General features: G+C 65.2%; 20 protein-coding genes and 1 tRNA gene. 11 read left to right on the top strand and 10 right to left on the bottom strand.

Going from position 1 to position 23,854, the window contains the following annotated elements; genetic code table 11:
- Positions 1-34: 34 nt before the first annotated feature.
- Positions 35-1,303, bottom strand: coding sequence for an efflux RND transporter periplasmic adaptor subunit (locus HPT29_RS21655; protein ID WP_173945155.1), 1,269 nt, complete (start codon positions 1,301-1,303; stop codon positions 35-37).
- Between the two features lie 247 nt (positions 1,304-1,550).
- Between HPT29_RS21655 and HPT29_RS21650 the strand changes: the two genes are divergently transcribed.
- The 3 genes from HPT29_RS21650 (at position 1,551) to purU (ending at position 5,334) form a co-directional block, all read left to right on the top strand.
- The gene (locus HPT29_RS21650; protein WP_173945156.1) at positions 1,551-2,723 is read left to right on the top strand and encodes a phosphoserine transaminase; all 1,173 of its coding nucleotides are present in this window, start codon (positions 1,551-1,553) and stop codon (positions 2,721-2,723) included.
- Between the two features lie 131 nt (positions 2,724-2,854).
- Entirely contained in the window at positions 2,855-4,447 is a 1,593-nt protein-coding gene (gene serA / locus HPT29_RS21645; protein ID WP_173945157.1) for a phosphoglycerate dehydrogenase, read from the top strand.
- 14 nt (positions 4,448-4,461) lie between these two features.
- Complete coding sequence (gene purU, locus HPT29_RS21640; protein ID WP_173945158.1) at positions 4,462-5,334, top strand: formyltetrahydrofolate deformylase; 873 nt, start codon at positions 4,462-4,464, stop codon at positions 5,332-5,334.
- Positions 5,335-5,590: 256 nt separating this feature from the next.
- Here purU and HPT29_RS21635 read toward each other — a convergent pair whose 3' ends face one another.
- Positions 5,591-6,496, bottom strand: a complete 906-nt coding sequence (locus tag HPT29_RS21635) for a DMT family transporter (protein ID WP_173945159.1) — start codon at positions 6,494-6,496, stop codon at positions 5,591-5,593.
- Between the two features lie 192 nt (positions 6,497-6,688).
- Here HPT29_RS21635 and HPT29_RS21630 point away from each other — a divergent pair, with 192 nt between their 5' ends.
- The 3 genes from HPT29_RS21630 to HPT29_RS21620 all read left to right on the top strand — a co-directional run bounded on the left by HPT29_RS21630 (position 6,689) and on the right by HPT29_RS21620 (position 11,140).
- Entirely contained in the window at positions 6,689-7,552 is an 864-nt protein-coding gene (locus HPT29_RS21630) for a type 1 glutamine amidotransferase (protein ID WP_173945160.1), read from the top strand.
- 1,073 nt (positions 7,553-8,625) lie between these two features.
- Positions 8,626-9,918 carry an adenylosuccinate synthase gene (locus HPT29_RS21625; RefSeq protein ID WP_173947574.1) on the top strand — a complete coding sequence of 431 codons (1,293 nt, stop codon included), beginning with the start codon at positions 8,626-8,628 and terminating at the stop codon, positions 9,916-9,918.
- Positions 9,919-9,952: 34 nt separating this feature from the next.
- On the top strand, positions 9,953-11,140 hold the full coding sequence (locus HPT29_RS21620; protein WP_173947573.1) for a histidine kinase: 1,188 nt from the start codon (positions 9,953-9,955) through the stop codon (positions 11,138-11,140).
- Between the two features lie 74 nt (positions 11,141-11,214).
- Here HPT29_RS21620 and rpoH read toward each other — a convergent pair whose 3' ends face one another.
- Together rpoH and HPT29_RS21610 are read right to left on the bottom strand one after the other, a co-directional pair.
- Complete coding sequence (gene rpoH, locus HPT29_RS21615; protein WP_173947572.1) at positions 11,215-12,105, bottom strand: RNA polymerase sigma factor RpoH; 891 nt, start codon at positions 12,103-12,105, stop codon at positions 11,215-11,217.
- Positions 12,106-12,293: 188 nt separating this feature from the next.
- Complete coding sequence (locus HPT29_RS21610; protein ID WP_173947578.1) at positions 12,294-13,250, bottom strand: RluA family pseudouridine synthase; 957 nt, start codon at positions 13,248-13,250, stop codon at positions 12,294-12,296.
- Positions 13,251-13,387: 137 nt separating this feature from the next.
- Between HPT29_RS21610 and HPT29_RS21605 the strand changes: the two genes are divergently transcribed.
- Positions 13,388-13,463: transfer RNA gene (locus HPT29_RS21605), tRNA-Glu, on the top strand.
- Positions 13,464-13,621: 158 nt separating this feature from the next.
- Here HPT29_RS21605 and HPT29_RS21600 read toward each other — a convergent pair.
- Both HPT29_RS21600 and HPT29_RS21595 read right to left on the bottom strand, forming a co-directional pair.
- Positions 13,622-14,032 (bottom strand): hypothetical protein, encoded by a 411-nt coding sequence (locus HPT29_RS21600; RefSeq protein WP_173947571.1) that lies wholly within the window; start codon positions 14,030-14,032, stop codon positions 13,622-13,624.
- Positions 14,033-14,369: 337 nt separating this feature from the next.
- Positions 14,370-14,651 carry a hypothetical protein gene (locus HPT29_RS21595; RefSeq protein WP_173947570.1) on the bottom strand — a complete coding sequence of 94 codons (282 nt, stop codon included), beginning with the start codon at positions 14,649-14,651 and terminating at the stop codon, positions 14,370-14,372.
- A gap of 422 nt (positions 14,652-15,073) precedes the next feature.
- Here HPT29_RS21595 and HPT29_RS21590 point away from each other — a divergent pair, with 422 nt between their 5' ends.
- On the top strand, positions 15,074-15,451 hold the full coding sequence (locus tag HPT29_RS21590; RefSeq protein ID WP_173947569.1) for a hypothetical protein: 378 nt from the start codon (positions 15,074-15,076) through the stop codon (positions 15,449-15,451).
- A gap of 26 nt (positions 15,452-15,477) precedes the next feature.
- Here the strand turns inward: HPT29_RS21590 and HPT29_RS21585 are convergent, their stop codons facing one another.
- From HPT29_RS21585 to ggt, 3 genes are all read right to left on the bottom strand, one after another.
- Complete coding sequence (locus HPT29_RS21585) at positions 15,478-16,668, bottom strand: O-succinylhomoserine sulfhydrylase (protein ID WP_173947568.1); 1,191 nt, start codon at positions 16,666-16,668, stop codon at positions 15,478-15,480.
- Between the two features lie 84 nt (positions 16,669-16,752).
- The gene (rfbD, locus tag HPT29_RS21580; protein WP_173947567.1) at positions 16,753-17,658 is read right to left on the bottom strand and encodes a dTDP-4-dehydrorhamnose reductase; all 906 of its coding nucleotides are present in this window, start codon (positions 17,656-17,658) and stop codon (positions 16,753-16,755) included.
- Between the two features lie 63 nt (positions 17,659-17,721).
- On the bottom strand, positions 17,722-19,476 hold the full coding sequence (gene ggt / locus HPT29_RS21575; protein ID WP_173947566.1) for a gamma-glutamyltransferase: 1,755 nt from the start codon (positions 19,474-19,476) through the stop codon (positions 17,722-17,724).
- Between the two features lie 191 nt (positions 19,477-19,667).
- On the opposite strand from ggt, the gene HPT29_RS21570 reads away from it, so the two are divergent.
- On the top strand, positions 19,668-19,898 hold the full coding sequence (locus tag HPT29_RS21570; protein WP_173947565.1) for a hypothetical protein: 231 nt from the start codon (positions 19,668-19,670) through the stop codon (positions 19,896-19,898).
- A gap of 159 nt (positions 19,899-20,057) precedes the next feature.
- On the top strand, positions 20,058-21,386 hold the full coding sequence (locus tag HPT29_RS21565; RefSeq protein ID WP_173947564.1) for an MFS transporter: 1,329 nt from the start codon (positions 20,058-20,060) through the stop codon (positions 21,384-21,386).
- Here HPT29_RS21565 and HPT29_RS21560 read toward each other — a convergent pair.
- Entirely contained in the window at positions 21,338-22,504 is a 1,167-nt protein-coding gene (locus HPT29_RS21560; protein ID WP_173947563.1) for a transglycosylase SLT domain-containing protein, read from the bottom strand. The two genes, HPT29_RS21565 and HPT29_RS21560, sit on opposite strands and share 49 nt — an antisense overlap.
- Before the next feature lie 523 nt (positions 22,505-23,027).
- Between HPT29_RS21560 and HPT29_RS21555 the strand changes: the two genes are divergently transcribed.
- Complete coding sequence (locus HPT29_RS21555; RefSeq protein WP_259060247.1) at positions 23,028-23,849, top strand: ABC transporter substrate-binding protein; 822 nt, start codon at positions 23,028-23,030, stop codon at positions 23,847-23,849.
- The last annotated feature ends 5 nt before the right edge of the window (positions 23,850-23,854 follow it).

Genomic DNA, 23,854 nt, shown 5'->3' with positions numbered 1-23,854 from the left:
AACGAAAACCTCCCGCCGGGGCGGGAGACAGAAATCACTTCCGCTCGGCCGCCTGGGCAGCCCCGATGGCCTGCGGCACGTTCAGTGAGGAGCGGGAGGGCTGCTCCCGATTGGCCGCCGGGACAGGGGCCGCCGGTGCGCCCGAGCCCACCGGGCGGGCGACGACCTCGGCTCCCGGCCGCACGCGCTGGACGCCCAGCACGACGATGGTCTCGCCGGCCTTGAGGCCATCCACCACCTCGACCTTGCCGCCCTGGCGCTGGCCGATGGTGATGACGCGGCGCTCTACCTTGTTGTCCTTCACCGGATAGACGATGTGGCGCAGGCCCTCGCTGACCACGGCCTCCTCCGGGACCACGACGGCATCGTCCTTGGTCGAGACCTCCAGGGCCACCGACAGGAACATGCCGGGCTTCAGGGCTTCGTCCGAATTCTCGAACTCGGCCGTCAGGCGCGCCGTACGGGTCGTCTGGTCCACGCGCGGATCGATGGTCGACACGCTGCCCTTGAAGGTGCGGCCCTTGTAGGCCGCCGAGATGGCGTTGACCGTCTGGCCCGGCTTCAGGCGGCCCAGCAGGTTCTCCGGCACGGCGAAGTCGAGGCGCACCTTCGACAGGTCGTCCAGGGAGGTGATGCGGGTGCCCGGGGCCACATAGGCGCCGAGGGAGACGGAGCGGGTGCCCACGCGGCCCGCGAAGGGCGCGCGGATGATCAGGTCCTCGAGCCTGGCTTCGGCCGCCTTGCGCTGGGCCCGGGCGGACGCAATGGAGCCCTCGAGCGACTTCATCTGAGCCGTCAGGTCGTCGACCTGAGCGCCAGTGCCAGCGCCGGTGCGGTTGAGCGCCTGAGCACGCTCCAGCTTGATGGCGACCTCGTTCCTCAGCGCCTCGGCGCGGCTTGCCTCGGCGATCGCCTGCTCGATCTCGGCGCGCCGTTCGGCAGCGTCGAACTGGACCAGCATGTCTCCGGCCTTGACCTTCTGGCCTTCCTCGAAGCCGATCTCATTGACGATGCCAGCCACCTTGGCGGTCACGGTGATCGATTCAAAGGCACGGACCGTGCCGACGGATTCCCGCATCTCCACGATGCGTCCGGTCTTGACCGTGTCGACGTCGACCGTTGCGGGACCGGTCGGGCCGCCGCGCCCGCGTCCGCCCTGGGCGGCCTGCTGGCCTGCGGGTTGGCTCACATACGCGCCGATCACGGGCACATTGGCCAGATGGCCGCCCTGGTAGGCGTACCAGCCGCCAAAGCCTGCTGCCCCCAGCACGGCAATGACAGCGAGTTGACCGGACACACGCATGCTCGCTCCTTACTCAGTCGTCGGCCTTTTCGGCATTTTTGGTCACAAATGTCGGAAGTTGTCCTAGCACAATATAGGCCGGGCGCTGCGAACATAACGCAGCAAACACGATGTTTTGTATTACGATTTCGTAATCTGACCTTTTGCTCCGGCGACCAATGCCTTGACCGTGGCCTTCGCCTCATTCATACCAATCGGCGGGACACCTCTCCCCACCGAGAGGCGCCCATCTGAAAGGATGGATACCATGACGAGCCTGCCCGCCGCGCGTCCGCGCGCGCCCTTCTTTTCATCCGGACCCTGCGCGAAGCGCCCCGGATGGTCTCTCCAGAACCTCAAGACCGACAGCCTCGGCCGCTCGCACCGCGCCAAGCTCGGCAAGGCGCGCCTGAAGCTCGCCATCGACCTCACCCGCGAGGTGCTGGCGGTGCCGGCCGATTACCGTATCGGCATCGTGCCCGCCTCCGACACGGGTGCCGTGGAGATGGCCCTGTGGTCGATGCTGGGCGCCCGGCCGGTCGACATGCTGGCCTGGGAGAGCTTCGGCGAGGGCTGGGTCACGGACGTGGTCAAGCAGCTCAAGCTCGACGACGCCCGCGTGATCACCGCGCCCTACGGTGAGCTTCCTGACCTCGCGCAGGTCGATACGAAGACCCGCGACGTGGTCTTCACCTGGAACGGCACCACCTCGGGCGTGCGCGTGCCCAACGCCGACTGGATCGCGGCCGACCGCGAGGGCCTGACCATCTGCGACGCCACCTCGGCGGCCTTCGCGCAGACCCTCGATTTCGCGAAGCTCGACGTGGTCACCTTCTCCTGGCAGAAGGTTCTGGGCGGGGAGGCGGCCCACGGCATGCTCATCCTGTCGCCCCGCGCCGTGGAGCGGCTCGAGACCTACAAGCCGGCCTGGCCGCTGCCGAAGATCTTCCGCATGACCAAGGGCGGCAAGCTCATCGAGGGCATCTTCGAGGGCGAGACCATCAACACCCCGTCCATGCTGGCCGTCGAGGATTACATCGACGCGCTCGAATGGGCGAAGTCGATCGGCGGCCTGAGCGCCCTGGTGGCCAAGGCCGACGGCAACGCCAAGGTCATCCATGACTGGGTGGCCAGGACCCCGTGGATCGCCAATCTTGCCAAGGTCCCGGCCACCGCGTCCAACACCAGCGTGTGCCTCGTGATCGCCGACCCCGATGTGGTGGCCAAAGGCCCGGAGGCCGTCACGCAGGTGGCCAAGGGCATCACGGCGGCGCTCGAGAAGGAAGGCGTGGCCCTCGATATCGGGGCCTACCGCGATGCGCCTCCCGGCCTTCGCATATGGTGCGGCGCGACCGTCGAGCAGTCGGATCTCGAAGCCCTGACGCCCTGGCTCGACTGGGCCTTCGCGCAGGAAAAGGCGAAGCTCGCGAAAGCGGCTTGAGGCCACACCTCTCACGACCGTCATCCCCGGGCACGGCCCGGGGATCCACGCCTTTCAAGGGCTGAGCTTGCGATACCGGCGGACGTGGATGGCCGGGACAAGCCCGGCCATGACGCCATGAGGTTCAACCCATGCCCGCTCCCCGCGTACTCATTTCCGACGCCCTGTCCCCGGCCGCCGTGCAGATCTTCAAGGATCGCGGCATCGAGGTCGACTTCCAGCCCGATCTCGGCAAGGACAAGGAGAAGCTCGCCCAGATCATCGGCCAGTATGACGGCCTCGCCATCCGGTCCGCCACAAAGGTCACGGCAAAGATCCTGGAACAGGCCAGAAACCTGAAGGTGATCGGCCGCGCCGGCATCGGGGTCGACAATGTCGAGATCCCCGCCGCCACGGCCAAGGGCATCATCGTGATGAACACGCCTTTCGGCAATTCCATCACGACCGCCGAGCACGCCATCGCCATGATGTTCGCGCTCGCCCGCCAGATCCCGCAGGCCGATGCCTCGACCCAAGCCGGCAAGTGGGAGAAGAACCGCTTCATGGGCGTCGAGCTCACCGCCAAGGTGCTCGGCGTGATCGGCTGCGGCAATATCGGGTCCATCGTGGCCGACCGCGCCATCGGGTTGCGCATGAAGGTGATCGCCTACGATCCCTTCCTGTCGCCGGAGCGCGCCCTCGAACTCGGCGTCGAGAAGGTGGAGCTCGACGACCTGCTGCGCCGCGCCGACATCATCACCCTGCACGTGCCGATGACCGAGAAGACGAAGAACGTCCTGTCGGCGGAGAACATCGCCAAGACCAGGAGAGGCGTGCGCATCGTCAACTGCGCCCGCGGCGGTCTCGTCGACGAGGTCGCGCTGCGTGCCGCGCTCGATTCCGGCCATGTGGCGGGCGCCGCCTTCGACGTGTTCGTCGAGGAGCCGGCGACGTCCAATCCGCTCTTCGGCCATCCCAACGTGGTCTGCACGCCGCATCTGGGCGCCGCCACCACGGAGGCGCAGGAGAACGTGGCCCTGCAGGTGGCCGAGCAGATGTCGGATTACCTGCTCCAGGGCGCGATCCAGAACGCCGTGAACTTCCCGTCGATCACCGCCGAGGAGGCGCCTCGCCTGAAGCCGTTCGTGGCGCTCGCCGACAAGCTCGGCTCCTTCCTCGGGCAGCTCACGGAAGCTCCGATCAAAGGCATCCGGATCGAATACGAGGGCGCCGTGGCGGAGATGAACACCCGCGCGCTCACCTCGGCCGCCGTGACCGGCGTGCTGCGTCCCTTCCTGCAGGACATCAACATGGTGTCGGCCCCCGTGGTGGCGCGCGAGCGCGGCATCACCGTGGAGGAGGTCAAGCGCGAGAGCGCGGCCCGCGACTACGAGAGCTTCGTGCGCATCATCGTCGATGCGGACGACATGCCGCGCCATGCGGGCGGCACCGTGTTCCAGGACGGCAAGCCGCGTGTGACCGAGATCCGCGACATCACGGTCGACGCGGAGTTCGCGCCGAACATGATCTACGTCCGCAACGACGACAAGCCCGGCTTCATCGGCCGCTTCGGCACCCTGCTCGGCGAATCCGGCGTGAACGTCGCGACCTTCGCGCTCGGCCGCGACAAGCCCGGCGGCGATGCCATCTGCTTCGTGTCCGTCGACCAGCCGGTCTCCGACGAGCTCCTGCGCCGGATCGAGGAGATCCCGCAGGTCAAGCGCGCCCGCGCGGTGCGGTTCTGAGAAGAGGTTTCGAGATGGCCTCCGTCCCGTCGCAGCGCTTCGTCCTGACGCTCGCCTGTGCGAACCGTCCCGGCATCGTGGCCGCGGTCGCGGGACATCTGTCGGATGCCGGTCTCAACATCCTCGACGCCCAGCAATACGACGACACGCAGACGGATCGCTTCTTCATGCGTGTCGTGTTCGATCCCGTCTCGGGAACGAGCGACATCGAGGCCCTCAAGAGCGGCTTCGCGCCGCTCGCCGATCGCTTCGGCATGACATGGACCCTTCGCGATCCGGGCGAGAAGCGAAAGGTCATGCTGCTGGTCTCGAAGTTCGACCATTGCCTCGCCGATCTGCTCTACCGCTGGCGCATCGGCGAGCTCGATTTCGAGCCCGTCGGCGTCATCGCCAATCATCCGGCAGACACCTACAGCCATGTGGATCTGGGCGACGTGCCGTTCCACTGGCTGCCCGTCACCAAGGACACCAAGCTCGAACAGGAAGCCCGGGTCTGGGAGATCATCCGCGACTCGAAGGCCGACCTGGTGGTGCTCGCCCGTTACATGCAGGTGCTGTCGGACGGCCTCGCGGCGAAGCTCGCAGGTCGCTGCATCAACATCCACCACTCGTTCCTTCCGAGCTTCAAGGGCGCCAAGCCCTATCACCAGGCCCATGCCCGCGGCGTGAAGCTGATCGGCGCGACCGCGCATTACGTAACGTCCGATCTCGACGAGGGGCCGATCATCGCGCAGGACGTGGAGCCCATCACCCATCGCGACTCGGCCGAGGATCTGGTCCGCAAAGGGCGCGACATCGAACGGCGCGTGCTCGCGCGCGCCGTGCGCCACCACCTCGAGGACCGCATCCTGCTCAACGGTCGCAAGACCGTGGTGTTCGCGGACTAGAGCATCGGACCCAAAAGTGGACTGGCACTTTTGGAATCCATTCCGATGCTCATCCTCTGAGCTCGCGCATCGTTCGGGGCGGAAAACCGGATCCACTTTTCCGTGCGATGCGCCAGTCCTGCAGGTCACCATACCTCCCACGTCATCACCGGCCCTGTGCCGGTGGTCCCAATGAGAAAGGCGCCCGAGGCCGGCCATGACGGGGAGGCTGGCATCGCGGGTGAGCGTAGCCAGGAAGGCTTGCCGCACTCCGTCCCTACCGCCGCCGTTCCGCCAGCCCGATTCCGCCGAGCACCAGTGCCAGCCCGATCGCGTGATAAAGGGCGAAAGGTTCGCCGAGCAGGACCACCGCGAGCAGGGCGCCGAAGACCGGCACGAGGTTGACGAAGAGGCCCGCCCGCGCAGGGCCGATCAGCTCGACGCCGCGGATGAAGAAAATCTGCGAGAGCAGCGAGGGGAGGAGCGCGACGTAGAGCAGGATCAGCCATCCATTGGGGGTCGGAAACTGCGCCGTGCCCTGGATCATCTCCACGCCGACCAGAGGCAGGGAGCTGGCGAAGGCCACGAGGGCCATGGCGGCGAAGAACACGAGGCCCGGCATCTCCGGACGGTAGCGCAGGCCGAGCGTGTAGACGGAATAGAACACGCAGGCGATGAGCATCCACACGTCCCCGATATTGATCGCCAGCGCCTTCAGGATCTCCCAATCGGCCTTCACCGACACGGTGATCACGCCCACCAGGGTGACGACCATGCCGATGATCTGCAGCGGGATCACCCGGGCGCGGAAGACCACGATCATGCCGATGAGCACGAAGACCGGGATCGAACCCTGAAAGATGGTGAGGTTGACGGCGCTGGTGTGATGGGCGGCGGCGTAGAAGAGCGCGTTGAAGGCGGTGAAGCCGAAGACACCCATGACCAGGGTGAAGAGCCAGCGCGCCCGGAACTTCGCCCGCTCGGCCACGAGCTGGCGCCCGACGAGGGGCATCAGGATCGCCACCACGACCACCCAGCGCAGGCAGGTGAGCACCATGGGCGAGACCTGCCCGATGGCGAGCCGGCCGGCGATGCCGTTGCCGGCCCACATGAGCGTGGTGAGGACAAGCAGCAGGTAGGCCTGTCCCCACAGCCCGTGCCGGAGCGAATGCAGTAATTTCATCGGAGGCCGGACCTCTCTGGCGCCTCGCGGGCAGAAGCGGCTCCACTTCTGCGCGGCCGACGATGCGCCGACTCCATGAAGATCGTACCGGATCGACCCCAAGAGCGGATTCGACGTTCGGGTCCGGTACGATTGCCCTTGCCGCCGCGCGCCGTTCGGCTAAACCGGCATGACGAGGAGCGGATGACACGCATGGCCTTACGGTTTCTGGTGGTTGAGGGCAATACGCGGGGTGCAAGGCAGGCCCACAGGCAAGCCTATGGACTCACGCTGTCGGAATCCTATGCGGACGTGATCCAGGGCATCGACCGGGAGGCCGTCTGCGACATCGCTTTCCCGACGGACGAAGGCGCGAACCTGCCGGATGCGGCCGGGCTCGAATCCTATGACGGCATCGTGCTCACCGGTTCGCATCTCAACATCTATGACCGCACCCCCGATATCCTGCGCCAGATCGACCTGATGCGGGCGGTCTACGCCTCCCGCACCCCGTCCTTCGGCTCCTGCTGGGGCCTGCAGGTGGCGGCCGTCGCGGCAGACGGGGACGTGCGGCCCAACCCGCTCGGGCGCGAGGTGGGTGTCGCCCGCAAGATCACCCGGACCGAGGCCGGCCAGGGCCATCCGATGCTCGACGGCCGCCCCCCGGCCTTCGACGCGCCGGCCATCCACCTCGACATGGTGACGGCCCTGCCGGGCGACTGCACGGTGCTCGCCGGCAATGCGATCTCGCCGGTGCAGGCCGCCGAGATCCGCCAGGACGGGGGCGTGTTCTGGGGCGTGCAGTATCATCCCGAGTTTTCCCTGGGCGAGCTCGCGGCCATCCTGGGCCGCCGGACCGATATGCTCGTGACGGAGGGCTTCTGCCGCACGACCGAGGACGCCGTCGCGTATACGCAGGACCTGGCGGCCCTCGACCGGGACCCGACCCGCTTCGATCTCGCCTGGCGGCACGGCATCGACGCGGAGGTGCTCGACCCCCAGCGTCGCGTCCGCGAGATCCGCAACTTCATCGAGCATCGGGTGAAGACGGCAAAGAGCGCCCGCGGACGGGCCTGACGGGAGGGCCTGCTCTCACGGTGCCGTCCCTTCGTCTCGCCACCTTCCGCCCTTCCTCGCCACCCTCCGTCCGTGCTGGCACCCACCTGTGTCGGCCACCCTCCGCCCGTCATTCCACTCTCCCCGTCATGGCCGGGCCTGTCCCGGCCATCCCGATGCGGTGAGGCGCGTCGCTTCCCGGATCGGGATCACCGGCACAGGGCCGGTGATGACGTGGCAGGGTCTGCGCAACGATGTGTTCTCACTTTGTTCTTGACAGGCGGTGCCAAGCTAAGCTATATCATGGCGCAGATCGGTTCCTTCGAGGGGCGCGCTCGCGAGGCGTCGCAAGTGTGGGAGCCGGCACGGTCCTGCGACAGGCTTCGCACCCCTGGGCGCGCAGGAGGCCGACCTTGGGCTCTGCCCAGCTGGTCCGCCTGAAAAGAACCGTGCGCGACGAGCAGCTTGGCTCTCGCTTATCACCTCAGACATCGAGCCGGGCTGCCACTCGCGCCACCCTCGATCATCCTGAAGGCTCGCAGCGCAAGCTGCGGGCCCGCAGGTGCTGGCTCTTTGACATCACCACAGATCACAAACCGGCACCGCAGCGCGACGCTCCTCCGTCATCCGACCCTGCCACGTCATGGCCGGCCCTGTGCCGGCCATCCCGATCCGGTGAGGCACCGGCGCTTCAGACAGGCGAGATCACCGGGACAAGCCCGGTGATGACGGGAGAGGATCAGGACGGGCCATCCCGATCCGGTGAGACGCGGCGTTCCAACCAATCGAGATCACCAGCACAGAGCCGGTGATGTCGGAGGGGGTGTCAGGACCCGCCACTCCAATCCGACAGGCCCCGCGCCTCGCAGCATCGGCACACGCCCGGCAATGCAGGAAAGGGGATCCGCCCATCGACCTCCAGGCGATCGCGGCTCGATGCAAAATCATATTCCCGCCGCGCAGGGCTCCTATGATGGCGGAATCGAGGCGCATTCCGCCTTGACCTGAGGCGCGCGATCCACCATGAGGGTTTGCAAGGTTTTTGACCCAACCCTGGCCTTGCGCCGGGGTTTTTTTGTGTGAGGCATTGAGCGATGGCGAACGTGGTTGTCGTGGGCGCCCAGTGGGGCGACGAAGGCAAGGGCAAGATCGTCGACTGGTTGTCCGAACAGGCGGACGTGGTCGTGCGGTTCCAGGGCGGGCACAATGCCGGCCATACCCTCGTGATCGGCGACAAGGTGTACAAGCTCTCGCTGCTGCCCTCCGGGGTCGTGCGCCCGGGCAAGCTTTCCGTCATCGGCAACGGCGTGGTTCTCGATCCGCATGCGCTCGCCGGAGAGGTGGAGCGCCTCGCCGAGCAGGGCGTCTCGATCACCCGCGAGTCCCTGCGCGTGGCCGAGAACGCCACGCTGATCCTCTCGATCCATCGCGAGCTCGACGCCCTGCGCGAGAGCGGCAGCGCCGGCACGAAGATCGGCACCACCAAGCGCGGCATCGGTCCGGCCTACGAGGACAAGGTCGGCCGCCGCGCCATCCGCCTCATGGACCTCGCCGATCTCTCGGCTCTGCCCGAGAAGATCGAGCGGCTGCTCACCCACCACAACGCCCTTCGCCGCGGCTTCGGCCTCGATGAGTTCGAGCCGAAGGCGATCTACGAGGAATTGGCCTCCGTGGCCCCGAAGGTGCTGCCCTACATGGACGCCGTATGGCGCCTGCTCGACGAGGAGCGGCGGGCCGGCAAGCGCATCCTGTTCGAAGGCGCGCAGGGCGCGCTGCTCGACGTGGATCACGGCACCTATCCCTTCGTCACGTCGTCCAACACGGTGGCCGGCCAGGCGGCGACCGGCTCGGGCCTCGGGCCGGGCGGCGTCGGCTACGTGCTCGGCATCGCCAAGGCCTATACGACCCGCGTCGGCGAGGGGCCGTTCCCGACCGAGCTGTTCGACGAGATCGGCGAGATGATCGGCCAGAAGGGCAAGGAATTCGGCGTGGTCACGGGCCGCAAGCGCCGCTGCGGCTGGTTCGATGCCACCCTGGTGCGCCAGACGGTGCGCACCTCCGGCATCGACGGCATCGCGCTCACCAAGCTCGACATCCTCGACGGCTTCGAGACCATCAAGATCGGCGTCGGCTACAGGCTCGACGGCGAGACCATCGACTACTTCCCGGCGAGCCAGGGCGCGCAGGCCCGCGTCGAGCCCATCTACGAAGAGATCGAAGGCTGGAGCGGTTCGACCGCAGGAGCACGCTCCTGGGCTGACCTTCCGGCACAGGCCATCAAGTATGTTCGCCGCGTCGAGGAACTGATCGGAGCGCCCGTCGCGGTGCTCTCCACCTCGCCGGAGCGTGACGACACAATCCTCATGAAGAACCCCTTTGAGGGTTGACGACGGAGCCACGGCGGGTCATTCCCAGAGAGAAATGGCAGATTATTACCCTCTCATCGCACGAGCCGTCGAAGGCTTGCCCGAGCAGACGCCCGACAAGCGGCGCGCCGTCTACGAGCGCGCCCGCACGGCTCTGATCGCCCAGCTGCGTTCGCTCAATCCGCCTCTGAGCGAGACGGAGATCCAGCAGGAGGGCCGCTCTCTCGACGAGGCGATCGACCGGGTCGAGGCGGATTACGTCGTACCTGCCGCAGGGTTCGATCCCGATCCCTTCCCGCCTGCGCCGGCTCGCGACCGGGCGGGGCCGGAGGAGACCCGGAGCTCAGGTTCCGTTCACGGCCTCCGGGCTCCCGCCCCTCAGGCTGCCGCCGACGAGGGGGCCGCGGACGCCTATGCGGAGCCGGCCGTAGCCCGTCCCAAGATCGACAGCCGCCCTCATCCGGCCATGCAGGGCAAGGGACGGCGCCGGACGATCATCTTCGGCTCGGTGCTCGCTCTCGTGATCGCGGCCATCGCGGCCTTCGCGTTCCTATGGCGCGACAAGCCCGAGGATCTCGCGCCCGAGGCCCCCGTCGCGACGGCGCCCCAGCCGGCCCCGGCCGATTCCAAGATCAACGAGCGGGTCGGCGGACAGGCTCCTTCGACGACCGCTCCCGCCTCGGCGCCCCGCCAGGAGACCGGCGTGGTGCAGCGTGCGGTCTTCTACGAGGAGGATCCGTCCAATCCGCAGACCCCCAAGGCGCAGGTCGGGCGCGTGACATGGCGTCTTGAGGACGTGAATCCCGGTCAGGGGCAGCCGCTCGAGAAAGCGGTCAGCGCCCTGATCGAGGTGCCCGAGGCCGGGTTGACGATGCGCATGGTCTTGAGGCGCAACCTCGACGCGACACTGCCCGCCTCTCATACGGTCGAACTCACCTTCACGACCCGCGAAGGCGACGTGAACCGCGTCATCCGGGATGTCGGGCTGCTCCAGTTCAAGGATGAGGAAGCCGCGCGCGGAACCCCGGTCGCCGGGCTGCCGGTGCCCGTGCGCGAGAATCTGTTCCTGATCGGGCTGTCGAACCTGCAGGTCGACGTGGCGCGCAACACCCAGCTGTTCGTTCGCCGCAACTGGATCGACCTGCCGGTCCGGATGGTGTCCGGTCAGCGCGCGATCCTGAGCTTCGAGAAAGGCGGCTCCGGCAGCCAGATCCTCAACGACGCCTTCAACCAATGGCAGTAGGGCAACCCTGCTCCTGACAGCAAAAAAGCCGCGCTCGCTGCGCGGCTTTTTTCATGGTTTCGTCGCCAGCCGGCTTATGCGTCGGCCGACGAGGTCTCGATCTGGGTCAGGTTCTTCTTGACCGCTTCCTGGATCTTCTCGAAGGCGCGGACCTCGATCTGGCGGACGCGCTCGCGGGAGACGCCGAACTCGGTGGAGAGCTCCTCGAGCGTAATTGGATCATCCGAAAGACGGCGCGCTTCGAAGATGCGGCGCTCGCGTGGATTGAGCACGGAGAGCGCCGAACGCAGGGCGGTCAGCCTGTTCTGGCCTTCCTCCTCCTCGACGAGCACCTGTTCCTGGCTCTGACTGGTGTCGACGAGCCAATCCTGCCATTCGCCGCCGCCTTCACCCTCGTCACGCAGGGGCGCGTTGAGGGAGGCGTCACCGCCGAGGCGGCGGTTCATGTCCACCACGTCCTGCTCGGTCACCCCGAGCTGGGTTGCGATCTGCTTGACATGGTCGGGGCGAAGATCGCCTTCCTCGAATGCGGAGATCCGGCCCTTCGCCTTGCGCAGGTTGAAGAACAGCTTCTTCTGGTTCGCCGTGGTGCCCATCTTCACGAGGGACCAGGAACGCAGGATGTATTCTTGAATCGCCGCTTTGATCCACCACATGGCATAGGTGGCGAGGCGGAAGCCCTTGTCGGGTTCGAAGCGTTTGACGGCCTGCATCAGACCGACATTGCCTTCCGACACGACCTCGCCGATCGGCAGGCCATAGCCGCGATAGCCCATGGCGATCTTGGCGACCAGGCGCAGGTGGGACGTCACGAGCTTATGGGCCGCTTCGCGATCTCCATGCTCGCGCCAGCGTTTGGCGAGCATGTATTCCTCATGCGGCTCAAGCATGGGGAAGCGACGGATCTCGTCGAGATAGCGCGAAAGGCCCCCTTCATTGGCAAGCACCGGAAGCGCTGCAGCCATATCTTCTCCTCCTTTGGCTCCCTCACCATGAGGCAAGCCTGGGGCGGCCCCCCTCCGAGGCCGGCCGCCCTAACCCCCTATATAAGCGGTTCAACGTTGTCCGAATAGAGGCATCAGGCTTCAAGACGTGGTGAACGCTCCAGAGTCGCAAGGGTGCCAGCGTGACGTCATTTTGCGACCGATTGACGCTAAATTTCAGCCCGCAAAGCTTCCAGAAGTGCCGCCATGTCCGACGGGAGAGGGCTCTCGAAGCGTAAGAATTCCCCGCTGCGCGGATGTTCGAACCCGAGGATGGCGGCATGCAGGGCCTGCCGATTCAGGGCATCGAGCGCCTCCTTCTGTGCGCCGGAGAGCCGGTTCGCCTTGGTCTTGAAGCCGGACCCGTAGGTTGCATCCCCCAGAAGCGGATGGCCGAGATGGGCCATGTGGACCCGGATCTGATGCGTACGCCCCGTCTCCAGTTCGCAGCGGACGAGGCTCGCGAGAGGCTGGTCCGGGGGCAGTCCTTCCAGCACCTCGTAATGGGTGATCGCATAACGGCCACGGTCCTCGCCCACCACGACGATCTTCTCTCGATTGTGGGTGCTGCGAGCGAGCGGTGCGTCGACGGTTCCTCGCCGGCGCTCGGGCACGCCCCAGAGGATCGCCAGATAGGCCCGTTCCAAGGGACCCGTGCGGCCGTGATCGGCGAACTGCGCCGCCAGCGCCTGGTGGGCGAGATCGTTCTTGGCGACCACCAGCAGGCCTGAGGTGTCCTTGTCGAGGCGATGAACGATCCCGGGCCGCTTCACACCTCCGATGCCTGAGAGGCTCTCGCCGCAATGGGCGATGAGGGCGTTCACCAGGGTGCCGGAATCGTGCCCGGCGGCCGGATGCACGACGAGCCCGGAGGGCTTGTCGATGACGATCAAGTCGTCGTCCTCGTAGACGATGGTGAGATCGATCGCCTCGCCGGCAGGTTCGGCCGGGACGGGCGGCGGCACGGTCAGGGTGATCCGGATGCCGCCGGCAACCTTCCGGTTCGGATCGAGGACCGGCACGTCGTCGATGGTGACCTGCCCGTCCCGAATGAGAGCCTGGACGCGGCTTCGTGACAGATCCGCCTGCAGGCGTGTCAGCACGCGGTCGAGCCGATCCGCCGTCATGTCGTGTTCCAGAAGCCATTCCTGTCGCGTCGCGCCGTTCACCGCATCCTCATTTGATCTGAGCCGTTCGCTTTTTTCAGCAAAAGGGCTTGAAGGGATTCGGAAGGGTGGTTATACGAGCGGCCTCAACCTTGCTAGCTCCCTTCGTCTAGCGGTCTAGGACGTCGCCCTCTCACGGCGAAAACAGGGGTTCGAGTCCCCTAGGGAGCGCCAAAGGTTCGATAGGACAGCCCCGCCAAGAGCGGGGCTTTCTCTTTTCTGGACACGGCCAATCGAGCGCCCGCGCCGAGCTGGAATTCCGCAGGCGCGAAGGCGTGTGGGTCACCGCCGCGGTGAATGCGGGGCAGCAGGGGCTGCCCTTCGGCATGCTGTCACTCGGCAGGCGTCAGGCGGGCTGTCGGCGACGCAGCGATGTCCCGCGCCGGCCTGAAGACGAAATAGGCGAACAGCATCATCGCAGCCAGGACGATCAGGGAAGCGAGCGCGGCAACCGGATCGAACGCCGTATAGCCGAGATGAAGCGCGGCGACCGCGACCGTCAGGATGACCGTGCCGATCGACCAGACAACCACTTGGATCATGGCGAGGCGGCTTCTGTCGAGCGCGGGACGACGCTCGTAATAGATGCCGAAGAGGAACAGCGACACCCAGCCGAGCAGGTTGAGATGCGCGTGGGCCGGCATGATCGAATGATCCTGGGAAGCCGCCATCCCGATCCCCATCGCCATGCCGGCGATGACGAAGAGTACAGCCAGCTTGAAGCTGAGCGACGATGCAGTCATGAGGTCCTCCTAGAAGTATTCCCTGGGTCGTTTGCTTTTGTTTTCACTACAACCGTGAGCACAATGTCCGATGTGTGGGAAAGCACAATAGATCTTCTAGGGTATTATCACTACAATATTGTTATAACAATTCAAATGTCTCCGGTGATAAGGTGCCACTCAGGAATCTCGACTGCTATATGAAACGACCCGCTTTCGCGGGCCGCCGGAGCAGAATTCAGCGAAGTCAGCTGCGTTGGGTCACTCGCTCCTTGCGGGATCCCAAGATCTTCCGTTTGCGGGCCTTCGCCTTCTTCCAAGACGGTCTCATACGGGCTTTGCGGGCCATCGCGTACTCCTATGGCGTGCTGCGGCTGTCCGCCGTCGAGGTTGCCGGATCGGCTTGTTCCAACCCCTCGCGCTGATCGTTCTCGTCCAGTCGGCGGTCGCTGGCAGAACGATCGTCGCGGCTTCGATGGACAGAGTTCTCCTCGGTCGGAGGGACGATGCTGGCGTTCAGGCTCCGCTCGGCCAAACCTTGAGCGCGGTCGTCAGCCTTGCCGGCCATGACTTCAGCCTTTGCTTTGAATATCGCTGCGGTGCGCGCCCGACCCCATGCCTTGCTGGTCTTGGAGCGCATGTTCGCAGCGCTCCACATGACTGGCCGCGCGCTGCTGCATCTCCTGGGCATTGTGGCAAGGGTTCTCGATTTCCTGGTGGCAGAACTGGCACTTCATGACGGCCTCCTTCTCAGCAAGAGCAGAAGGCCAACGTAGAGGTGCAGTCGGGGTTCCGCGGCTCATGCGCCTCGTGAGAGTATGGAGACAAGCCAGATTGCACTGGGGAATGTCGGATAATCCTGGTTTCAGCCACTCCGATGGTCGTGCCGCGCCCGGCTCAGGTCCGGTGCACTGCAGGTTCGGATGCAGCAGGTGCGCGCCCCACAGGAACCAAGCGTCCTGTGGCCTGTTCACATCCGTTGGTGATGGCGCGCAATTGCTTCGTGCCACGAGGAAGCGGATCCATTCCTGTTTCTAGCATCATCTCCGGAGGAAGATTTCTATGAAGAGAGCATTCATTCTGGCCGCTGGCCTTGTCGTCTTGGCGACCGGCGCGTGGAGTCAGGAATCATCGCGAAGCCGTGACGATTTCGGTCGCGGAAGCTGGCGCGAGAGCCACGACGGATGGGATCGCGACCGAGACCGCCGCCGCAGCCCGATCATGCGGGACGATGACGATGATCGGGATGAGCGGCCCGAGCGCGGAGCCCGGTTCTTCCTGCGCAGCGGCGATACGCAGCTTCGGGTCGTCTGCGGGAATCGGGAATCGACGCAGTCCTGTGTCGATGCGGCCCTGCGCATGTTCGACCGGGTGCAGTCTCAGCAGGGCACCGGTGCGCGGTCGCCCGCAACGTCCGCGCCCTCGCAGACGCCGCAATAGATCGGCTCAAGAGTATAGGTTCGCGCTCACGCGCGCTCGAGAGCACCCGTGAGATCGGCCAGCAGGTCGTCACGATGCTCGAGCCCGATTGAAAGGCGCACGAGGCCGTCCGGAATGCCCATCTCGCCGCGCTGACCCGGCGTGAATCGCTGGTGCGTGGTCGTGGCCGGGTGGGTGACGAGGCTCTTCGCGTCACCCAGATTGTTCGAAATCCGGATCAGGTTCAGCGCATTCAGGAAACGGAAGGCTGCTTCCTTGCCGCCCTTCACCTGGAGGGCGATCATGGTCGAGCCACCGCTCATCTGGCGCCGGATCAACTCGGCCTGAGGATGGTCAGCCCGACCCGGATAGGTCAGCCGCTGAACCTTGGGATGATCATGGAGGGCGTCCGCAAGATAGCCTGCCGTTGCCGTCTGCCTCTCGACACGCAGGGGAAGGGTCTCCAGGCCCTTCAGGAGCACCCAGGCGTTGAAAGGTGAGATCGACGGCCCTGTCATGCGCAGGAACTGCTGCACTTTCGTCTCGATGAATTCGGTCGAGGCCAGGATCACGCCTCCGAGACAGCGGCCCTGTCCGTCGATGTGCTTGGTCGCGGAATAGACAACGCAGTCCGCCCCCAGGACCAGGGGCTTCTGGAAGAGGGGTGTGGCGAAGACGTTGTCGACGGTGAGCGTCGCGCCCGCCTCATGCGCGATTGCTGCGACGGCCGCGATATCGATGATCTCAAGGCTCGGGTTGGTCGGGGTCTCGAGCAGGAAAGCTCTTGTTTCCGGTCGCACCGCCTCGCGCCATTGGTTCAGATCGGCGCCGTCGACGAGAGTGCAGCCGACGCCGAAGCGGGGCAGGAGATCCTCCACCACCCACCGGCACGAGCCGAAGAGAGCGCGGGCGGCCACCACATGATCTCCCGCCTGGACCTGTCCGACCATGGCGGCGGTCACCGCTGCCATGCCGCTCGCCGTAGCCCGGGCCGCCTCAGCCCCTTCAAGGGCAGCGATCCGCTGCTCGAAGGCGTCGATCGTCGGATTGGAGTAGCGGCTGTAGCTATAGCCGGGCTCCTCGTTCAGGAAGCGCCTCTCCGCGCTCTCCGCACTCTCGTAAACAAAACCCTGGGTGAGGAAGAGCGCTTCCGACGTCTCGCCGAAGGGCGTGCGTTGATGGCCCTCATGAACGAGGCGGGTTTCCAGGTGATAGTCGGGTTGGTGCGGCGAGGTCATGAGGGGATCCTACGATTGTTCTTTAAAAAGAACAATCGTCTTTTCTCGCGGAAAGTTTCATAATTTCCTTCTCCGATCCGGTCGTCAGCGCGCCACTTCCTTGCGCGCTTCCTCGATCAGACGCTTGACGCAAGGTTCCAGGGACGATCGCCAGAGCGGCAGGACCACCCCGTGGACGTCTTTCAGCTTGCTGCAGTCGAGCCGGGAGTTGGCTGGCCGTTTGGCCGGCGTCGGGTAATCCGCCGTTGCGATCGGCCGGACCTTCGCCGAAGGGCCGCCGAGCCGGGCCGACAGGGCGAAGATCTCCGTGGCGAATTCCGCCCAGCTCGCGAAGCCCGTCCCCGTCATATGGAACAACCCGCGCAGCGTCCGGTCCTCCCGCCGCTCGAGAAGGTTGCGGCTGATGGCGAAAATGCCGTCCGCGATGTCGAGGGCGCTGGTGGGCGATCCATGCTGGTCGCCGACCACGCCGAGCTCTTCACGGTCGGCCGCGAGGCGCAGCATGGTCTTCACGAAATTCTTGCCGAACGGACTGTAGACCCAGGCGGTGCGCAGGATGACATGATCCTCAGCCTCGGCCGCCACGGCTTCCTCGCCCAAAAGCTTCGACGTGCCATAGGCTCCCAGCGGCGAGACCGGATCGTCCTCTCGATAGGGCCGGTCGGCCGTGCCGTCGAAGACGTAGTCGGTGGACAGGTGGATGACGGGCACGTTCATCGCCGTGGCGGCACCGGCCACGACGCCCGCGCCGATGCCGTTGATGGCTTCCGCCAGTTCAGGGTCCGTTTCCGCCTGGTCCACGGCCGTGTAGGCGGCGGCATTCACGATCAGGTCGCCGCCGGTTTCGATCAGCGCGTCCTCGATGCCTGAGGGATCGGCGAGATCGAGCTTGGGGCGGCCGACGAGGACGGCCTGAGCGCCGTGCGCCCGCGCGCGCTCCGCCAGCGCACGGGCGACCTGTCCTTCCTTGCCGACGATGATGATACGCATGGACACCTGCAATCCTCTATGATGGTGAGGGCGGCCTAATCGAGCAGAGCCGCCCAGGCAAGATCAGTTGCCGATGGCAACGCCTTCGCGGCGGCTGTCGGCGCCGCCCACCAGCCCGGCTGGCGTCACGACGATAGCATGGATGCCGGAGTTCTGGTCGATCAGCTTGACCTCGTGGCCCTTCGCCTCCAGCGCCGCCTTCCATCCTTCGGCCTCCGTGCCGGCCTCCAGCTCGGTCGGGCCGTTGCGGCTCCCGACATTGGGAAGATCGGCTGCGACCTGCGGATCGAGCTTCCAGTCCAGGATGCCCACGAGGGTCTTGGCCACGTAGTTGATGATGAGGCTGCCGCCCGGGGAACCGACGACCGCGTAGAGCTTGCCGCTGCCGTCGAGCACGATGGTCGGCGCCATGGAGGAACGGGGGCGCTTGCCCGCCTCGACGCGATTGGCGACGGGCTTGTCGTCGTCCGTCGTGGCGAAGGAGAAATCGGTGAGTTCGTTGTTGAGCAGGAATCCGCTTTTGGTCATCAGCCTCGAGCCGAAGCCATCCTCGATCGTGGTCGTCATCGACACCGCGTTGCCGTTGCGATCCACGATGGACATGTGGCTCGTGCCGAATTCGATTCCGTCCGACGGCCCCCACAGGAAGGTCTTCTGGAAGGGCGGATCGCCGGGCTTCGCCTTGCCCATGGACTTGTTCGGGTCGACCAGGGCCGCACGGCTCTTGAGATATCCCGGATCGGTCAGGCCCCTGACCGGCACGTTGACGAAGGCGGGATCGGCCAAAAAGAGTGCCCGGTCCGCATAGGCGAGGCGGCCTGCCTCGGCGATCCAATGAACCGCCTCCGGGTCGGGCTTCAGCGACCCCATGTCTTGCGTCTCCAGGACGCCCATGATCTGCTGCACCGCGACCTGACCCGAACTCGGCGGGCCCATGCCGCAGATCCTGTAGGCCCGGTAGTTTCCGCACACGGGATCGCGCTCCTGGACCTTGTAGCCCTTCAGATCGTCAAGGGTCATGTCGCCCGGATTCGTGGCGTGGCCGGTCACCGTGGTCACGATGTCCTGGGCGATCTCGCCCGTGTAGAAGGCATCCGCGCCCTTGTCGGCAATGGCCCGGAGGGTCTTGGCGAAGGCCGGGTTCTTGAGGACCGTTCCGACCGCCTTTGGCGTGCCGTCCGCCTCATAGAAATAGGCGCGGGCCACTGGATCGTTCTGGAGATACTTTTCCTGCCCCAGGAGCCCGTTGAGCCGCGGCGAGATCGCAAAGCCCTCCTCGGCGAGACGAGCCGCGGGTTCGATCACCTGCGGCCAGGCCAGCTTGCCCCAGTTTCTGTGAGCCGTTTCCAGCAGGCGCAAGGTGCCCGGAACGCCGACCGAGCGGCCGCCGACGACGGCATCGTAGAATTTCATCGGCTTGCCGTCGGGGCCGAGAAACCGCTCCGGCTTCGCGGCAGCCGGAGCCGTTTCGCGCCCGTCGAGCGTCGTCATTGTCTTTCCGTCCCAGAAGACCATGAAAGCGCCGCCGCCGATGCCTGAGCTCTGTGGCTCGACGAGATTGAGGACGAGCTGAACGGCGATCGCGGCATCGACCGCACTGCCGCCAGCCGCGAGAATGTCCCGGCCCGCTTGTGCGGCCAGGGGATTGGCGGCGGCAACCATGTCTTTCGTCGCCGTGCCGGCGGACTTGAGCGTTCGCCCCGTGGGAGCTTCTGGAGCAGGAGCGAGGGCTTGGGCCAGAACCGGCGCGGACAAAGGCAGGCTGGCAAGAAGACCGAGCCCGAAGAAACCCCGCCGAAGAGCATTCCGATTGGTCATGCTGATAAGCTCCCTCTTCCGTGGTTGGACCTACCGGTCTGGAACGAGCCTAACAAAGGATCGTCTCCTTGCGCCACTTCGTTTGGACAGAGTCAGAGAAGAAATTCTGTATTTGCTGCGCTGCAATATCACACTCCTGTCACTCTTTTCCGGCAGGGTGCGATTCGTGAGGCCGACACAGGAGCAGGGACATGTACTCATATAATCTGTTCCAAAGTACGCAGCCGGACGGTCTGGTCTGTGCCGTCCCGGAAGAGCGCTCGGTTCCCTCGTTCGTCGTGGGACCGCACTGGCAGTTCGGCGGTCGGATCGAAAGCCAGGAGGCACCCCTCGGTTTCGACCGGAAGGCTGCCATGGAGGGCGTGCGCTTCAACGGCTTCTACCTCTTCGCCAGCTTCCAGAAGGATCGCCGGGGCCGGTGAGGCCTGAGGGGACATGCGTGCGTGTCCGGCAGCGCGGCCGGGCCGATCGGGCCGACTAAAGAAAATCGATAGGGTTCGGATCAACTCTTGATCTTGCGTGGCACCTGCTTTCTATCTTGGTGATCTTTGCGGCTGCCGCTTTGCATCACCGATTCGATTGTGAACTCATCCCTCGCACTTATCTGGACCATCACGGCTGCAACCACCTTGCTGCAAGCCGGCAACGGCCTGCTTCAGGCGCTCATGCCCTTACGCATGCAGGCCGAGGGGATTTCCGTCGCATCCATCGGCGTCGTGGCGGCGGCTTATGGGCTCGGCTTTTCGACGGGCTGCTTGCTGGCCCCAAGTTTCATCCGGCACGTGGGGTATATCCGGGCCTTTGCCAGCCTCGCCGCGGTGGTATCCGTCCTGATCCTTGTCATGACCCAGGCTCATTCGACCCTGGCCTGGATCTTCCTGCGGGGGCTGACGGGTGTGACGCTGGCCTGCATCTTCACCGTGACGGACGGGTGGATCAGCGCCCGCGCGATCTCCAGCCATCGTGGGCGCATCCTGTCGATCTACATGATCTGTACCAAGGTTGCCCTCATGGTATCCCCGCTCGGGATTGGTTTCGGCAATATCCGCACCGATGGCTTGTTCATGGCGGTGAGCGCACTGATCACGCTCTCGCTCCTTCCGATCGCCGCAACGACCACCAAGGAACCGGCGGCGCCTCAAGGCGTCCGGATCGAAGTCAGGAAGCTGTTCGCGACGGCGCCGTCTGCGGTGGTCGGCGCCTTCGTGGTCGGCTTGGTCAATGGCCCGGTCATCGCCATCACGCCCGTCTTCGGGGTCACCATCGGATTGAGCCAGGATCAGGCGGCAGCCCTTCTGTTCGCCCTCCAGGCCGGAAGCCTCGCGATGCAGTGGCCGCTCGGGTGGCTATCCGATCGGGCGGACCGCCGCTACGTGATTGCCGGGCTCGCTGCGGGAACGAGCCTCGTTTCACTTCTGATTCTGTGGGCGAGCGCACAGGGCGCGAACGTGTTGATCCTGTGGTCGTTTGCGGCCTGGGGCGGCCTTGCCCTGTGCATCTATTCCGTCTGCGTCGCCCATGCCTGCGATATCGTTGATCCAGGACAGATCGTCTCCACCGTCGGCACCCTGCTGTTCTCCTGGGCGACGGGCGTCACGGTCGGTCCCCTTTTCGGCGCCCTGGCCATGGAGATGATGGGGCCGAAAGGCCTGTTCATCTACTCGGCCTTCGCCTCGCTGGGCCTTGTCGCCTTCATCGTGATGCGGATTCTTCAGGTGCAGCGGTCTCCCGCCCGGGGTGGCTTTGCCGATATCGCACCGACAAGCACGGCGACGGCCAGTCTGACACCCCGTGCAGACGTCGATGGCCTCGACGATCAGAGCCTCGCAACAGCCGGCTCCCGCAAAGCGGAGGCGTCGGATCAGAAGGCCGAGCCATCCGCCGTGGCCCGGGCCGATACGGCCTCGTAGCGGTTGAGGCGCTTGTCGATCATGTCGTCGATCTTGTCGTAGACCTCGGCGACGCTCAGCTGACGGGTCTTCTTGCCATCCTTGGTGAAGAACAGAGACTTGTTCGACTTTGCGGCGGCCGGGAAGGCATCGGGTGCGCTTTTCTTGGGCGTGTCGTCCACCAGAGCGATGAACCGACTTGCACTATCGACTCCGAAGAAGTGGGAGAGATAGAACTCCGAGCGACTGAGCTTGCGTCCGAGCTTCGTCTCGATCTTCCCCTTGTCGCGCTTCATCATCTCGGCTGCCATGAGAGCCGAGATGTAGGGATTTCGGCGCAGGCCGAGGATATGCTCCCGCATCGTCGCGTCGGTCACCTCGATCTTAGCCCCCGAACCGACGACCGCCTCCGCTTCGGCGATCAGGCCGTGCATGGGGCCGAATGATTTGACGGCTTCCAGCCATGTGCTGGAAATGAACTGAAACAGGCCGAGCGCGGACGAGGTTGACGCCTTGTTGCCTGGCAGGAAGCTCGATTCCTTGTCCGCCAGGGCCATCATGTACACGGGATCTGCACCCGTTGCCTTGGAGGCGCGCAGGATCGTGTCGACGATCCAGACGGGCACGCGCATGTCCTCGAACTCCATGAATTCCGTGAGCTCGCGGGAGACAGGTTCCTCGGTCGCGGTGCTGCCAGAGGTCGGTGCATCGGTCAGGGGAATGGACAGGATGATCTGCTTCTGCAGTTCGGCCGGCGTCGCGTTCACGGCCCCGACAGAAGCGATGGCTTCGAGCGGGTCCGCCGGCGCGGTGTTCCCGGCCGACAGGGTGGACGGTGTCATCGGCTGCACAGGCGGCACCCGGATGGCGTTCTGGCCGGCATCGAGGGCCGGTGGCAACGCCGTCCACGACTCAGCCGCCGAGGCGCTGGGCGTGTGGACGGCCGTGCCGATGGCAATCGTCAGGCATGCGCCAAAACCGAAGGACTTGGTGAGGTCGAGGAGCGTTCTCCCACCCTGCAGCCGTGAGAGCCGGTCAACGGCGTCACGGACGGTAGAAGACCCGCTCCTGTTCTCGCTTTCGAGGCAAATGGCCGTCTGCTGGCATGCGTCATGAGACGCTGTCAGAGGGATTTGCATATGGATAAGCCCCCAAGAGTGCGCCGCTTCTCCGCCAAGGCGGGTGCACGGCCGTTCTTCGTTCAACGGAGGCAAGTATGTGCTAGGGTGATATGTCCAGAATAGGTCAGCTTGGCGTTAAAATTTCGAATTTGTTCCCGGGTGCGACTATTTGTTCAGGCTGATTCATGAATGATCATCTTCATGGAAGCCTTATTTCCCAACGAAAATCTTAGAATGAGAACCATATAACTGATGGCGAGATGACGCAGGGGTAATAATACAATTTGATGAGCCGACAATAGGCAAGCTTTACTCATTTGCCGCAACGTAATACTCGACGTCACAACGTGTGGATCTCAAGTCCTCCTCGGGAAACCGCACTGTGGGATCTGCCATCGAGAGCGATCCTGCGCCTCGGCACCAAGGCTGCCCATGGACATGCGCGTGCTTCCGCCGATGGATCGTCGGGTATAAAGAGCCTGCAGCTCGCAGACCCGGTCCACCCACGATGCTCCTCAGATCCATCCTCCGGCATGCTTGGTTGCTCCTTCTGCCGTTCCTGACGACATTCATTCCCGGAGACACGCAGGCTCACGCGCGGCCTGAAAGGATCGCGTCTCTCAATCTCTGTACGGATCAGCTGCTGCTCGCGCTGGCGGATCGCAGCCAGATCGCCTCGTTAAGCCGGCTCGCGCGGGATCCGTCCATTGCCTTTCTGGCCGATCAGGCTGGCGCGGTTCCCCTGAATGACGGCAGTGCCGAATCCATCATCGTCGAGCGGCCGGATCTCGTGCTGACGGGCACCTACGGCCAGCGGGAGCAGGTCGCGCTTCTGTCACGGCAAGGGATAGACGTGCTGTCGCTGGGACCCTGGGAGAACCTCGCGGATGGACGCAGCCAGATCCGCACATTGGCCCGTCGGCTCGGTCAACCGGAGCGCGGGGAGGCTCTGATCGCCCTGATCGATGCCGCTCTGGAGCGGGCGCGCGGAACCGTGCCTGAGGGACAGAGCATCCTGTCCCTGGAACGGGGCGGTTGGGTCACGTCACCCCGTTCGCCCCTCGGCGAGATTCTGGTCCGCATGGGCTTCAAGCTTCACCAGGAGGCTCTGGGGCTGGTCGAAGGAGGAGTGGCGCGCCTCGAGAGGATCGTCACGACGCCACCGGCCTTCATGCTTCTCGATGCGGCTACGGACCAGGCGGTCGACAACGGGACGGCGCTGCTCCTTCACCCGGCCCTTGCCGAGGCCGTGCCCCCGAGCCGACGTTTGGTGCTTCCCGGCAAGCTGACGATCTGCGGCGGGCCCTCGACACCCGCGGCCATCGATCATCTGGGAGCCGAGGCCCGGGCGAAGGTGCGCTGATCGCG

The sequence above is a fragment of the Microvirga terrae genome (assembly GCF_013307435.2).
GTDB classification, from domain to species: domain Bacteria; phylum Pseudomonadota; class Alphaproteobacteria; order Rhizobiales; family Beijerinckiaceae; genus Microvirga; species Microvirga terrae.
Note: the sequence above shows the minus strand (reverse complement) of the source record. Positions and strands in the feature narration are given on the sequence as shown.

Bases quoted from the DNA above. Each gene is read 5' to 3' on its own strand.
- HPT29_RS21655 (WP_173945155.1), bottom strand. From the start codon at position 1,303: ATGCGTGTGTCCGGTCAACTCGCTGTCATTGCCGTGCTGGGGGCAGCA.
- HPT29_RS21650 (WP_173945156.1), top strand. From the start codon at position 1,551: ATGACGAGCCTGCCCGCCGCGCGTCCGCGCGCGCCCTTCTTTTCATCC.
- serA (WP_173945157.1), top strand. From the start codon at position 2,855: ATGCCCGCTCCCCGCGTACTCATTTCCGACGCCCTGTCCCCGGCCGCC.
- purU (WP_173945158.1), top strand. From the start codon at position 4,462: ATGGCCTCCGTCCCGTCGCAGCGCTTCGTCCTGACGCTCGCCTGTGCG.
- HPT29_RS21635 (WP_173945159.1), bottom strand. From the start codon at position 6,496: ATGAAATTACTGCATTCGCTCCGGCACGGGCTGTGGGGACAGGCCTAC.
- HPT29_RS21630 (WP_173945160.1), top strand. From the start codon at position 6,689: ATGGCCTTACGGTTTCTGGTGGTTGAGGGCAATACGCGGGGTGCAAGG.
- HPT29_RS21625 (WP_173947574.1), top strand. From the start codon at position 8,626: ATGGCGAACGTGGTTGTCGTGGGCGCCCAGTGGGGCGACGAAGGCAAG.
- HPT29_RS21620 (WP_173947573.1), top strand. From the start codon at position 9,953: ATGGCAGATTATTACCCTCTCATCGCACGAGCCGTCGAAGGCTTGCCC.
- rpoH (WP_173947572.1), bottom strand. From the start codon at position 12,105: ATGGCTGCAGCGCTTCCGGTGCTTGCCAATGAAGGGGGCCTTTCGCGC.
- HPT29_RS21610 (WP_173947578.1), bottom strand. From the start codon at position 13,250: ATGACGGCGGATCGGCTCGACCGCGTGCTGACACGCCTGCAGGCGGAT.
- HPT29_RS21600 (WP_173947571.1), bottom strand. From the start codon at position 14,032: ATGACTGCATCGTCGCTCAGCTTCAAGCTGGCTGTACTCTTCGTCATC.
- HPT29_RS21595 (WP_173947570.1), bottom strand. From the start codon at position 14,651: ATGCGCTCCAAGACCAGCAAGGCATGGGGTCGGGCGCGCACCGCAGCG.
- HPT29_RS21590 (WP_173947569.1), top strand. From the start codon at position 15,074: ATGAAGAGAGCATTCATTCTGGCCGCTGGCCTTGTCGTCTTGGCGACC.
- HPT29_RS21585 (WP_173947568.1), bottom strand. From the start codon at position 16,668: ATGACCTCGCCGCACCAACCCGACTATCACCTGGAAACCCGCCTCGTT.
- rfbD (WP_173947567.1), bottom strand. From the start codon at position 17,658: ATGCGTATCATCATCGTCGGCAAGGAAGGACAGGTCGCCCGTGCGCTG.
- ggt (WP_173947566.1), bottom strand. From the start codon at position 19,476: ATGACCAATCGGAATGCTCTTCGGCGGGGTTTCTTCGGGCTCGGTCTT.
- HPT29_RS21570 (WP_173947565.1), top strand. From the start codon at position 19,668: ATGTACTCATATAATCTGTTCCAAAGTACGCAGCCGGACGGTCTGGTC.
- HPT29_RS21560 (WP_173947563.1), bottom strand. From the start codon at position 22,504: ATGCAAATCCCTCTGACAGCGTCTCATGACGCATGCCAGCAGACGGCC.